The 14,373-nt window shown below is 33.0% G+C and carries 10 protein-coding genes; 1 reads left to right on the top strand and 9 read right to left on the bottom strand.

Annotated features, from left to right (window positions below; genetic code table 11):
• Positions 1-57 precede the first annotated feature (57 nt).
• Complete coding sequence (gene icd / locus LQ598_RS01005; RefSeq protein WP_016910921.1) at positions 58-1,326, bottom strand: NADP-dependent isocitrate dehydrogenase; 1,269 nt, start codon at positions 1,324-1,326, stop codon at positions 58-60.
• Positions 1,327-1,374: 48 nt separating this feature from the next.
• Positions 1,375-2,493, bottom strand: coding sequence for a citrate synthase (locus tag LQ598_RS01000; RefSeq protein ID WP_103322800.1), 1,119 nt, complete (start codon positions 2,491-2,493; stop codon positions 1,375-1,377).
• A 428-nt stretch (positions 2,494-2,921) separates the two neighbouring features.
• On the opposite strand from LQ598_RS01000, the gene LQ598_RS00995 reads away from it, so the two are divergent.
• Positions 2,922-4,283, top strand: a complete 1,362-nt coding sequence (locus tag LQ598_RS00995; RefSeq protein WP_016910923.1) for an amino acid permease — start codon at positions 2,922-2,924, stop codon at positions 4,281-4,283.
• Between the two features lie 230 nt (positions 4,284-4,513).
• Here LQ598_RS00995 and pyk read toward each other — a convergent pair whose 3' ends face one another.
• The 7 genes from pyk to LQ598_RS00960 all read right to left on the bottom strand — a co-directional run bounded on the left by pyk (position 4,514) and on the right by LQ598_RS00960 (position 14,367).
• Positions 4,514-6,274, bottom strand: a complete 1,761-nt coding sequence (pyk, locus tag LQ598_RS00990; RefSeq protein WP_016910924.1) for a pyruvate kinase — start codon at positions 6,272-6,274, stop codon at positions 4,514-4,516.
• A gap of 30 nt (positions 6,275-6,304) precedes the next feature.
• Entirely contained in the window at positions 6,305-7,270 is a 966-nt protein-coding gene (gene pfkA, locus LQ598_RS00985; RefSeq protein ID WP_016910925.1) for a 6-phosphofructokinase, read from the bottom strand.
• Between the two features lie 240 nt (positions 7,271-7,510).
• A complete protein-coding gene (locus tag LQ598_RS00980; RefSeq protein WP_016910926.1) occupies positions 7,511-8,455 on the bottom strand; it encodes an acetyl-CoA carboxylase carboxyltransferase subunit alpha in 945 nt (314 codons plus the stop codon).
• Complete coding sequence (gene accD, locus LQ598_RS00975; RefSeq protein ID WP_016910927.1) at positions 8,448-9,317, bottom strand: acetyl-CoA carboxylase, carboxyltransferase subunit beta; 870 nt, start codon at positions 9,315-9,317, stop codon at positions 8,448-8,450. Before accD ends, LQ598_RS00980 begins: the two co-directional genes overlap by 8 nt.
• Before the next feature lie 18 nt (positions 9,318-9,335).
• The gene (locus LQ598_RS00970; RefSeq protein ID WP_016910928.1) at positions 9,336-9,791 is read right to left on the bottom strand and encodes a FadR/GntR family transcriptional regulator; all 456 of its coding nucleotides are present in this window, start codon (positions 9,789-9,791) and stop codon (positions 9,336-9,338) included.
• 20 nt (positions 9,792-9,811) lie between these two features.
• A complete protein-coding gene (ystJ, locus tag LQ598_RS00965) occupies positions 9,812-11,041 on the bottom strand; it encodes an NADP-dependent malic enzyme (protein WP_107559328.1) in 1,230 nt (409 codons plus the stop codon).
• A gap of 134 nt (positions 11,042-11,175) precedes the next feature.
• Positions 11,176-14,367, bottom strand: coding sequence for a DNA polymerase III subunit alpha (locus LQ598_RS00960; protein WP_107559329.1), 3,192 nt, complete (start codon positions 14,365-14,367; stop codon positions 11,176-11,178).
• Positions 14,368-14,373 lie beyond the last annotated feature (6 nt).

The following is a 14,373-nucleotide window of genomic DNA, read 5'->3' as shown; positions in this document are numbered from 1 at the left end:
ATCATCTCCTTATAATAAAAGGAAGGTTATAAATAACCTTCCTCAATTAACACTATATTATGGTAAATTTTTAATTAATTCGTCAGCAAACTCTGAAGATTTAACTTCAGTAGCGCCATCCATTAAACGAGCAAAGTCATATGTTACTACTTTAGAAGCAATCGTTGCTTCAACAGATTGAGTTATTTTATCTGCAGCTTCTTGCCAACCTAAATGTTCTAACATTAATACGCCACTTAATAATACTGAAGATGGATTCACTTTATCTAAACCAGCATATTTTGGAGCTGTACCATGTGTTGCTTCAAAAATAGCATGTCCAGTTTCGTAGTTAATATTCGCACCTGGTGCAATACCAATACCACCAACTTGAGCTGCTAACGCATCAGAGATATAGTCACCATTCAAGTTCATAGTAGCAACAACATCAAATTCAGCTGGACGAGTTAAGATTTGTTGTAAGAAGATATCTGCAATAGAATCTTTAACAAGTAATTTACCTTCTGCTTCAGCCTTCTCTTGTGCTTTATTCGCTGCATCTTTACCTTGTTCTTCAACAATTTTATCATATTGTTGCCAAGTGAATACACGATCTCCGAATTCACGTTCAGCTAAATCGTAACCCCATTGTTTGAATGCACCTTCAGTAAATTTCATGATATTACCTTTATGAACTAAAGTAAGATTTCTGCGATTATTATCAAACGCATAGTTAATAGCTGCTCTTACTAATCTTTCAGTACCTTCTTTAGAAACTGGTTTAATACCGATACCTGAAGTTTCTGGGAATCTAATGTTTTTAGCGCCCATTTCATTTTGTAAGAAGTCTACAACTTTTTTAACATCATCTGAGCCTTCTTGGAATTCTATACCAGCATAAATATCTTCTGTATTCTCACGGAAGATAACCATATCTGTATCTTCTGGACGTTTCACTGGTGAAGGAACACCTTTAAACCAACGTACAGGACGTAAACAAGTAAATAAGTCTAACTCTTGACGTAAAGCAACGTTTAGTGAACGAATACCTCCACCGATTGGAGTTGTTAATGGCCCTTTAATAGCGATTAAGTATTCTCTAATTGATTCTAAAGTTTCATTTGGTAACCATTCGCCAGTTTCATCGAATGCTTTTTGACCAGCTAAAACTTCTTTCCATTCGATTTTCTTTTCACCGTTATACGCTTTTTCTACTGCTGCATCTAATACTCTACTTGCTGCATTCCAGATATCTGGTCCGATACCGTCTCCGATAATAAACGGTATGATTGGGTTGTTTGGAACATTTAATACGCCTTGGTTTGTAGTGATTTTTTCTGCTGTCATTATATTATTCCTCCATCTAAATGTGTTATTTATATTATATTAACTATATTACCTTTTTTCAATCGCTTCGTATTTACGGTTGCGTTCACCAGTATATTCAGCTCTTGGTCTCATAATTCTATTCGTTCTGTATTGTTCTAAAATATGAGCTGTCCAACCTGACATGCGGCTAATTGCAAAGATTGGTGTAAATAAATCATGATCAATACCCATGCTGTGGTATACAGTAGCACTGTAAAAGTCAACGTTAGGTAATAAGCCTTTTTCTTCTTTCATGATCTCAGCTATACGTAATGAAATTTCGAATAATTCTTTTTGACCTGATTCGTCCGTTATTCGACGACTCATTTCTTTTAAATATTTAGCTCTAGGGTCTCCGTTTTTGTATACTCTATGTCCAAAGCCCATAATTTTTTCTTTGTTTGCTATTTTTTCTTTAATATAATCATCTGTTTTATCTACAGTACCAATTTCAGTTAACATTTTCATAACTTGCTCATTTGCACCACCATGTAATGGTCCTTTAAGCGCGCCTGCTGCTGCAGTTACCCCTGAATACATATCTGATAATGTTGAAACGGCAACTCTTGCTGTAAATGTAGAAGCATTAAATTCGTGATCTGCATGTAAAATTAACGCTTTATTGAAACCTTCAACTTCAACATCACTAGGAACTTCGCCTTTTAACATATACAAGAAGTTTGCTGCGTATGTTAAGTCTTGTTTAGGTTTCACAATTTGCTTACCTTGTCTTACTCGTGAAAACGACGTTACTAATGAAGCTATTTTCGCTTGAATACGAATTGCACGTTCATAATTAGATTCTTCATCAAACACTTCTGCTTCTGGATCAAAGTGCGCTAAATATGATAATGAAGTACGTAACCCTGTCATTGGGTGAATTTTATCCGTTGCATAATCTTCAAAATGACTATACATTCTTGGATTTAAAGTCATATAATCAAATAACTTCTTGTTCAATTCTTCTAATTCTGCCTTATTAGGTAATCTTAAATTCCAAAGTAAAAACATTACCTCTTCAAACAATGCATTTTCAGTTAGATCATCTATTTCATAACCTGCATAAGTTAATTGATTGTCTATTATTGAACTAATTTGAGTTTCAGAAGCAATGATACCTTCTAATCCTTTTGCTACTTGTGCCATAAATTTATCCCCCTTACTAAATAATTGCCCATATATGTAATGGCTTTCATATTACATTATATATAATTTCTGGTCATTTGTGAATGCGAAGACCTTTGAAACTTTAAAAAAGTTAGTAATTGTATATGAATAAAAATAAACCAATGTAAATTTATCATTTTTATAATATTCATATAATAAATTAAATACGCCTTCAAAACGTGAACAATAAAGGATTTTTAAGTTAATTATATCTTACCATATAAATCAGATTTATACATAATTGCTCATTAACCATTCATTTTTATTATTATATATGATAAAAATAATAAATCACTCTTATAGCTTATTTATACTCGATTTTAGCTCAATTTTTAATTGCTATTTTCTGACAGTAAGCGCATAATAAAAACATAAAAAATTGAATATGAAAGAAGGTATTTTGATTTATGTCTAACAATTTACAAAGAGAATTAAGCAATAGGCATGTACAGCTTATTGCAATTGGCGGGGCAATTGGTACTGGTTTGTTTTTAGGCGCAGGCGAAACCATTCATTCAGCTGGTCCTTCAATACTACTTACCTATATTATTATAGGATTAATTCTATTTTTATTTATGAGAGCTTTAGGTGAAATACTACTTTCAAATACTGATTTCCACTCATTCGCAGATGTTACGCATACATATATAGGTCCCTTTGCTGGATACGTAACAGGATGGACTTATTGGTTCTGTTGGATTGTTACAGGTATGGCAGAGGTTACAGCAGTAGCAAAATACATAAGCTTTTGGTTTCCAGACATACCGACATGGATTACAGCATTATTTACAATACTCGTATTAATGACGATGAACTTAATGACTGCTAAACTATTTGGAGAATTAGAATTTTGGTTTTCAATCATCAAAATTACGACAATCGTAGCATTAATAATTGTAGGTGTTATCATGATTGTCATGGCTTATAACACACCATATGGTACAGCATCTATCACGCACATATGGGATCATGATGGCATCTTTCCAAATGGTATGAATGGATTCTTCCTATCATTCCAAATGGCTGCATTCTCATTTGTAGGAATTGAATTAATCGGTGTAACAGCCGGAGAAACGAAAGACCCTCACAAAACAATTCCTAGAGCGATTAATAGCGTACCTATCCGCATTATGATTTTTTATGTAGGGTCATTAATTATCATCATGTCTATTACACCATGGGATCAAATAGATCCTGCAGAGAGTCCATTTGTTAAATTATTTGGTCTTATAGGCATACCAATTGCAGCAGCAATTATTAATTTCGTTGTGCTTACAGCTGCAGCTTCATCTTGTAATAGCGGTATATTCTCTAATAGTAGAATGCTATATGGTCTCTCTCAAAATGGACAAGCTAATAAGAGGTTTGGGCAAACAAATAAATCAGGCGTCCCTTATAAAGCAACATTTTTCAGTTGTTTCTTATTAATGATATCTGTTCTTCTAAACTATATGATTAAAGATGCTGGAGAAGTATTTAAATATGTAACTTCTGTATCAACAGTATTATTTTTAGTCGTATGGTCATTGATTATTATTGCTTATATTAGATATCGTAAAATTTCTCCAGAGTTAAATAAATCATCAAAGTTTAAATTACCTGGCGGTGTTCCAGTAGCATGGATAACTTTAATCTTCTTTATATTTGTATTCGTACTATTAATGACGAATAAAGTTACTTTAATTGCTATATTGATTACACCTATTTGGTTCATCTTTTTAACTTTGATGTATTTTAATCAGAAGAGAAAAGGGTTTAAACCTCAATAATACAAAACGTTTCATTCCACTGATTTATTCAGTGAAATGAGACGTTATTTTTATAAAATCTTACGATTTTGAAAGTGCATGCTGTATGTTGCAAGACTACCCAAACTAATATGCTGTTTCTTGTATCATTATAGTAAAAAGAGCGTAAATTCTTGAAAACCAAGAATTTACGCTCTTTTATATTAATCTAAGATGTTAATGTCCTAGACGCTTTTATTTTTGATATGAAATTATAGTACGTTAGCATATCCTTCATAAATTTTATGTTGTTTTGGATCTAATGTGATTAATGTGCCATCTACTATTTTTTGACGAGCTTCTTCTACGCCAACGATCGTTGCAACACCTAAGTTAAGTCCAACTACAGCTGCGTGAGAAGTTAATCCACCTTCTTCAGTTACAATTCCTTTAGCATTTTCTAAATAAGGAACCATTTCTGCATCAGTTGATTGTGTTACGACGATTGATTCACTTAAATCTTTACCTTTTAAGTCTTCTGCTGAATTAACAACGACAGCTTTACCTACTGTTGAATTATGACCAATTCCTTGACCTTTAGCTAATTCATCACCAACTAAATGTATTTTCATTAAGTTAGTTGTACCTGATTCACCAGTTGGTACACCTGCTGTGATGATGATTAAGTCACCATTATCAACTAATCCAGTATTAACTGCTGTTGAAACTGCATTATTTAATAGTTCATCAGTCGTTTGTTTACCTTTTTTAACTACTGGTAATACGCCCCATACTAATGTCATATGACGAGCAGTTGTTTCGTTTGGTGTAACTGCAATAATATGTGATTGTGGTCTATATTTAGAGATTGTTTGTGCAGTAGCACCACTTTCAGTTGCAGCAACGATTGACTCTACATTTAAGTTTAAAGCCGTATGTGCAACTGATACACCAATAGCATTAACTAAATTCGTATCGATCATTTTAGAACGATCTGATAATAATTTTTTGTAATCTTGTGCTTCTTCAGCTGCAACTGCGATATTTTGCATAGTACGTACCGCTTCTTCTGGATATAATCCAGCTGCTGTTTCACCAGATAACATAACTGCATCTGAACCGTCATAAATTGCGTTTGCAACGTCACTCGCTTCAGCTCTTGTACAACGAGGATTTCTTTGCATTGAATCTAACATTTGAGTAGCTGTAATAACAGGTTTACCTAATTTATTACATTTTTGGATTAATTGTTTTTGAACCATAGGAACTGCTTCTGGTAAAATTTCAACACCCATATCACCACGAGCTACCATTAAACCATCTGAAACTTGAAGGATCTCATCAATGTTATCGATACCTTCTTCATTTTCGATTTTAGGAATAATTTTAATTGTGTTATTTTCTTTTTCTTCTAAAATTGAACGAATATCTAAAACATCAGATGAACGTCTAACGAAACTTGCCGCGATAAAATCAACATTTTGGTCGATACCAAAACGAATATCACTAGCATCTTTATCAGTAATACCTGGTAGATTTACTTTAACACCTGGTAAGTTAACGCCTTTTTTATTTTTTAATTCTCCTGTATTCTCTACATGACAAACTACATCGCCTGTATTAACGTCAACAGATTTTACAGTTAGTTCAATTAAACCGTCATCAAGAAGAATTGTTGAACCGACTTCAACGTCTTCAGCTAATTTCTCGTAAGTAACAGAAAATGCTTCAGGTGTACCTTCTATTTCAGTTGTTTTAACTGTAACTTCACTACCTTTAGTAAGTTCAATCAAACCATTTTTCATATTATTAGTTCTGATTTCTGGGCCTTTAGTATCTAATAAAATACCAATGTTTTTATTTAATCTTGCACTTACTTTTCTAATTGTATCAATACGACCTTTATGTTCTTCATGACTACCGTGTGAGAAGTTTAATCTCGCAACGTTCATACCTGCAAGCATTAATTTTTCTAACATTTCTTCTGATTCTGATGCTGGACCTATCGTACATACAATTTTTGTCTTTCTCATTTTAAAATGACCTCCGTAAATTTTCTTTATTTAAATAGATAATTGATGCGCTAATTCATACATTTTGTTATCAATACTATGTTCAGCTTGGAATATTTCATCAAAATGTGTGCAAGTTAGCTTGTTTTGCTGGATACCAACTGCTTTTGCACTATCTCCTTGCATAAGCAGTTCCACTGCATATCCACCTAACCTTGAAGCTAACACTCTATCCATACCAGAAGGTGTTCCACCTCTTTGAATATGTCCTAGACATGAAACGCGCGTATCAATGTTGATGAATTTCTTCAACTCTTCACCACATTGATTGCCACTCATAACACCTTCAGCACATACAATAATAGAGTGTTTTTTGCCTCGATCCATACCTTGTTGGATTTTTTCAGCAATTTCTTCAATATCAGCTTTAACTTCTGGAATTAAAATTGTTTCAGCTCCAGCAGCAAGTCCTGACCACAATGCTAAATCTCCTGCATCTCTTCCCATAACTTCGATAATAAAAGTACGTTCATGACTTGATGCTGTATCCCTAATTTTATCAACAGACTCAATAATTGTATTAAGAGCCGTGTCAAATCCGATTGTAAAGTCTGTACCATTTATATCATTGTCAATTGTACCTGGAACACCGATAGTTTGAAGATTTTTAGCTTCTTCACTTAATCTTTGTGCGCCTCGGTAACTCCCATCGCCGCCAATAACAACTAAACCTTCAATACCTCTTTTTTCAAGGTTCTCGATAGCTTTAGCACGAACTTCTTTCTCTTTAAATTCTGGACATCTTGCAGAATAAAGGAATGTTCCACCTCTTTGAATCATGTCACCTACTGAACCTAATTCAAGCTTTTCAATATTATCATTTATTAAGCCTAAGTAGCCTTGGTAAACACCATAAACTTCAATGTCATGATAAATAGCTTTACGAACAACCGCACGAATTGCTGCGTTCATCCCTGGTGAATCTCCACCACTCGTCAATACTGCAATTTTTTTCATAAATATACAGACCTCTCTTGTTATATGTTTGTTAATTTAAAAATAACACAAATAATTGCTTGATTCCATTAAAACTACTGTTATTTAAATATGTAAACGTCTTCTTGTACAAAGATTTCAACTTTTGTAACTTTTCAAAAATTGCAAACGCTTAATATTTATTTCTATTATGCATATATACATATAACAAAGAAAAAGAAAAGTCTTAATAAAAAAGACTTTTCTTTTTCTAATATATTATTAATCAACATAACTTCCTATATTACGATACTTATTAAAGCGGTCTTCAACTAAACTTTCACCAGTTAAAGCTTTCAGTTCAGATAGATGATTTTCAAGTGACGTTTTAATAAGCGTAGCTTGATTTTCTAAATGTTTATGCGCACCACCAAATGGCTCTTCTACAACTTCATCAACTACACCTAATTTGAATAAATCAGGAGCTGTAATTTTCATCGTCTCTGCTGCCATTTGAGCTAAACCAGAATCTTTCCATAACAATGCTGCTGCACCTTCTGGAGAGATTACGGAATACGTACTATTTTCCAACATTAGTAAACGATTTGTTACACCTAAACCAAGTGCTCCGCCACTTCCACCTTCGCCTATCACGATAGATATAACTGGAACTGATAAAGAAGCCATTTCAACTAAATTTTTAGCAATTGACTCACTTTGACCTCGTTCTTCAGCAGCTTTACCTGGATAAGCACCTTTAGTATCAATAAATGTGATGATAGGACGGTTGAATTTTTCTGCTTGTTTCATAAGGCGTAAAGCTTTACGATAACCTTCTGGATGAGCCATGCCAAAGTTTCGGTAAATATTATCTTTCGTATCTTTACCTCTTTGGTGACCAATAACGGTTACTGGTAAGCCATTAAAATAAGCCAATCCACCTATTAAAGCAGGATCATCTCTAAATGTTCTGTCACCATGTAGTTCTATGAACTCATCAAATATGTATGGAATGTAATCCAAAGTTGTTGGTCGTTCTTGTAACCTAGCAACTTGTACTCTATCCCAAGGCTTTAAATTTTTATAGATTTGTTCTGTTTCTTTAGTTAAAGTCGCTTCTAATATTTCAATTTCATCTGCTAAATTGACACTATGTTTTTCTTGATAAGCTTTTAGTGAAACTATTTTTTCTTTAATTTCTTCTAAAGGTTTTTCAAATTCAAGCATTGTTACTCACCTCGTTATAATGCATCTTAAGAACAGTACTTAAAGTTTTATACATATCTTTACGATGTACAACTTTATCTAGCTGTCCATGTTCTAACAGAAACTCTGCAGTTTGAAAATCATCAGGTAGTTTCTCACTTATCGTTTGTTCAATAATTCTTCTACCAGCGAATCCTATCAATGCTTTTGGTTCTGCAAAATTCAAATCTCCAACTGATGCGAAACTTGCTGAAACGCCACCTGTTGTTGGGTGTGTCATATAAGAAATAAAGAGCAATCCTTTATCGCTATGTCGTTTAATTGAAACGCTTGTCTTAGCCATTTGCATAAGCGAAATAATACCTTCTTGCATTCTAGCGCCACCACTGGCTGTGAATAATACAAAAGGCAAGTTATGTTCTGTACAATAATCTACAATTCTACAAATCTTCTCCCCTACTACTGCACCCATACTACCCATTCTAAATCTAGAATCCATAACACAAATACCATAAGGGATACCTTCTATTTTAGTAACACCTGTTACAACGGCGTCATTTAGACCTGTTTTTTGTCTATCTTTTTCAAGCTTGTCTTCATATCCAGGAAATTCTAATGGATTGGAAGCAGTCATACCTACATCAAATTCTTTAAATGCATCTTCATCACTTACAGCTTTAATTCTGTCATGAGCGGTTAAAGAAATATGATGATCACAATTAAAACAAACATTTAAATTTTGTACGAGTTCTTTCGTGTACATAATTTTTTTACATTTGGGACATTTAGTCATAATACCTTCAGGCACGTCATTATCTTTACTGTTTTGAACAGTTACATATTTCTTCTTTTTTTGGTTTCGATTGAACAAGTCTTTAAACATGTCACTATCCCCCTGATCTTATTTACAATTGTCTCTTTCAAATCTATCACTATATTGAGAGAGTAGTTTCCAAATCATATACATAATTTGATTATTATTAGAAGAAACAAGTTCTTCTTTTGACTTCGCTTCAGTAGTACTATGTTCTTCACAAAAGCTTTCTATCATCCATTTAAGCTCATTTATTTCATCTAATTGCGATTCGTTATGAATCAAAAATCTTCCGATTAAATCAAAAAGTTGGTGTTGGTACATATCACTTAAAAATGTACCTTCACCTCTTCTTGTGTGTATCACACCTAAAAGTTCTAAAGCTCTAAGTGCTTCTCTAATACTTGAACGTCCTACATTAAGTGCCTCACTTAAAAATCTTTCAGAAGGTAACTTTTCGCCCACTTGAATATTTTCTTCAACAATAATTGATTGAATTTGTTCAACAATCTTGATTAATCCTTTTTGCTTTTCTTTATCCAATGTGGAGTCTCCTTCCGAAATTATGATAAATCTGCTATTTCATAAGTTTTACGTTCAATTTCATCTAAATCGACTTCGATACGTGCTACACCTGATTCCATACCAGCTTTAGCAACAGCTCTAGCGACATATGGTGCAACTCTCGGATCAAATGGTCCAGGAATAACATAATCAGAACTCAATTCGTCTTCTGAAATTAAATTAGCGATCGCCTCAACTGCAGCACGCTTCATTTCTTCGTTAATATGAGTTGCTCTAATATCTAAAGCACCTCTAAAAATGCCAGGGAATGCTAATACGTTGTTAATTTGATTTGGAAAATCTGAACGTCCAGTACCAATTACTTTTGCACCAGCTTCTTTTGCAATATTAGGCATAATTTCAGGAACTGGATTAGCCATAGCAAATATAATTGGGTCTTCTGCCATAGTCTCAACTAAATCTTTAGTGAGTGCACCTTCAACTGATACACCTACAAAAACATCAGCATCTTTAATCACATCTTCTAATTTTCCTTCGACGTTATCTTTGTTTGTCCATTTAGCTACGAAATCTTTTGTTGGATTCATTCCATATGGTCGATCCTCATAAATTGCACCTCTGGAATCACACATAATCATATTTCTTACGCCATAACTATATAATAATTTTATAATCGCGATACCGGCAGCACCAGCACCATTTAAAACAACTTTTATATCGGATAATTTTCTGTCAGTAATTTTGAGTGCATTTATTAATCCAGCAACTGTTACAATGGCTGTACCGTGCTGATCATCATGAAATACAGGTATTTTAGTTTCTTTTTTAAGTCTTTCTTCAATTTCAAAACATCTTGGAGCTGAAATATCCTCTAAGTTAACGCCACCATAGTTTGGCTCTAAAAGTTTAACAGTATTCACAATTTCATCTACATCCGTTGTGTTTAACGCAATTGGTATACCATCTACGCCAGCAAAGCTTTTAAATAATACAGCTTTACCTTCCATTACTGGAATGCTCGCTTCAGGACCAATATCACCAAGCCCTAATACGGCTGTTCCATCAGTTATTACTGCAACAGCGTTAGATTTCATCGTGTAATCATATACTTTGCGTACATCTTCATGGATATCTTTACAAGGTTCAGCTACACCTGGTGAATAAGCAAGACTTAATTCTTCTTTGTTTGTAACTTTAACTTTTGCGTAAACGCCTAATTTACCTTGTTTTTCTTTATGCATATATAAAGCATCGTCTCTTAATGACAAAATAATCATCCCTTCATAATATGTATCTATCCTATTATTATACATGAAATTTTATTATTTAAATTAAAAAATTCTTCGCAGTGGTCAGACCACCATGAAGAATACTATATCATACATTATTTAATTAATAAAGACTATAAAAGACGCACATTTTCATATCCTACTATATTAATAAATTCTTCAAAATTACCCTTGTTTAAATTTAAATATCCAAGTGATTTTGAAGTATAATTATCATCATTAAAGTATGTGACTTTAATATCACTCGCCTCTGAACGTGTTACCCATTCATCAAGCGTGGTAATATTTCGAACGACAACTTCTTTTGTCGTTTCTAATTTTTGTTGCTTAAATGCGTCTAAAGTTTCAATACCATTTATGATAATTTGAGTTTTGCCATTTCTTTTCTCAAACTTACCTCTAATAATAATCGGCACATTTGTAATTTCAGTTGATTCAATCAGTTTATACGCATCAGGGAATATGACACCTTCCACTTCATTGACACCATCTATTAAATTGACAAAAGCCATATTTTGACCCTTTTTAGTTCTGATTTTTCGTAATGAAGATATCATGACCAACATAGGTACTTTATCATTTTGTATGCCAATTGGATAAATGGATAAGTATTGGTGTTGCTTAAATAAAGAAAGTATCGGATGCTCTGTTGCATAAAATCCTAAATACTCTTTCTCATATTCACTTTTCATGAGATCAGGCATTTCTTCAACTTCTTTGAATTCTTTTTTTACATTCAATCCTAATTCAGCAAGTAAATTATTGGCATCTCCAACTGATTCACTGCTTTCATATATATCGTCAATCGACTGAAGCATTGTAGCTCTAGTTTGGCCAAAATCATCTAATGAACCAGCATAAATCAGTGCTTGTATCATCTTTTTGCTTTTCACTTTACTAGGTAGCCTATGGACGATATCATACATATCTTTATACTGACCATTTGTCTTTCTTTCATCAACGATACTTTTAACACTTTGATAACCGACGCTTTTTATAGCACCAAGTGATGTGTAAATACCGTCTGAAGTAGCTTTATAGAACCATTCACTATGATTAATTGATGGTGGATAAATTTTAACACCAATTCTTTTTAATTCAGTAACCATCTGTTCTGTTTTCACTTCGTTACCTACTACATTCGACAAGATAGCAGCGTAAAAATATGTCGGATAATGGACTTTTAAAAATGTCATAATGTAAGCTATTTTACTGTATGCAACAGCATGCGCTTTCGGATAACCATAGTCAGCAAATTTAAGTATTAAATCAAATATTTTAATTGCTGTGGATTCCTCATAACCTCGTTTTATACTTCCATTAACGAAATGCTTTCTTTCATTTTCTAATGCCGCTCTATTTTTCTTACTCATCGCTCTTCTTAAAATATCCGCTTCACCATATGAAAAACCTGCGAACTTACTCGCAATCTGCATAATTTGTTCTTGATAAATAATAACACCATAAGTTGATTTCAAAATACTTTCTAAATCAGGATGTAAATATTCGATTTTTTCATTTTGTCTACGTCTCTTAATATATGTCGGAATTTCTTCCATTGGACCAGGTCTATATAAAGAAGTTACAGCGACGATATCTAAAAAATGATCAGGCTTTAATCTTTTTAATACACTTCGCACACCTTGAGACTCAAGTTGGAATATACCTGTCGTTTCCCCTTTTGATAAAAGTTGAAATACTTTAGGATCATCAAAAGGTATTTTTTCAATATCAACGCTTTGCTTTTCTTGATATTTAACTTGATTAACAACTTGCTGGATGATGGATAAATTTCTCAATCCAAGGAAGTCTATTTTCAACAAACCAATTTTTTCAGTCTCTGTCATTGTCCATTGTGTTAACACACCTGTATCACCCATCATAGTAGGTACAAACTGATGTAATGATTGATCATTTATAATAATACCCGCGGCATGTGTAGAAGTATGTCGAGGTAATCCCTCAAGTTGTTTGCTAAGTTCAAACCACTTTTCATGTAAATGATTTTGACTAACAAATTGTTGAAATTCTTCATTCTCATATGCTTCATCTAAAGTAATGCCGAGTTTATGAGGTATCAATTTTGAAATATAATTTAACGTTGCATCATCAAATTGGAGTATTCTTCCAACATCTCTAGCAACCGCTCTTGCTTGTAAGTGACCATATGTAACAATCCCTGCTACACGATTATCTCCATACTTTTCTTGAACATATTGAATGACTTTATCTCTTTTTGTATCTTGAAAATCAATATCAATATCAGGCATTGTTACACGTTCAGGATTTAGAAATCGTTCAAATAACAAATCAAATTCTATAGGATCAATAGTTGTTATATTTAAAATATAACTCACAAGAGAACCACCCGATGATCCACGTCCAGGACCAACAAGTACACCTTGTTCTTTCGCATATTGAATTAAATCACTAACAATTAAAAAGTAATCTGCATACCCCATTGAAATAATGATGTCATATTCATATTTTAATCTTTTTTCATATACTTCATTAAACTGGGGATATTTTTCTTTGTTAATTAAGAGCAACTCCCATAGATAGTCATTACTCGTCTTATTCTCTGGTGTTTTAAACTTTGGTAATAAATCTTGGTGATATGTAATTTCAACATGACACTTTTGCGCTATTTCATCACTGTTTTGTATGTAATCGTCTGCAACATCGAGTGCGGCTATCTCATCGTTCGTTAAAAAATGGTGGTTCAAATTTTTATTAAAGTCACTCATTGTTAACTTTTCATTATTTTTAATAGCTTTTAACCCAATCAAACTACCTCCATCATTTTGATTTAAATATAGCGTAGATTTTATATAGACGTTTTTATGCATTGAATCAACTGTAGAATCATGAGAAAGATATTTATCTTCATCTTCTATACTAATGGCGTTGAATAAATAAGCATTATCTGGGCCAAGATGTTTTGCAATAATGATTAATCCTTCTGAATAAGTATTTAACCATTCAACAGGTGTTGAGAAACGCTCTTTTATAGATAAGGCTGAAGACAGCTTTATGAGGTTATGATAACCAATATTATTTTTGGCTAATACAACACATTCAACTTGATTAAGTTGGTCATCTAAATATATCGTTAAACCAAAAATCGGTTTTATATTTTCTTTGATACATTCATCATAAAATTGTAATGCGCCGTGCATGACATTTAAATCTGTTAAAGCAAGCGCTTGATAATTTTCATTTTTAGCTTTTTTTACGACATCCGAAATTCTAATGCTTGAATTTAACAAATCATAAGACGAATGAATATTTAAATGACTTACCATGCGCTA

The sequence above is a fragment of the Mammaliicoccus sp. F-M27 genome (assembly GCF_022387115.1).
GTDB classification, from domain to species: domain Bacteria; phylum Bacillota; class Bacilli; order Staphylococcales; family Staphylococcaceae; genus Mammaliicoccus; species Mammaliicoccus vitulinus.
This window is presented reverse-complemented; position numbering and strand designations above follow the sequence as displayed.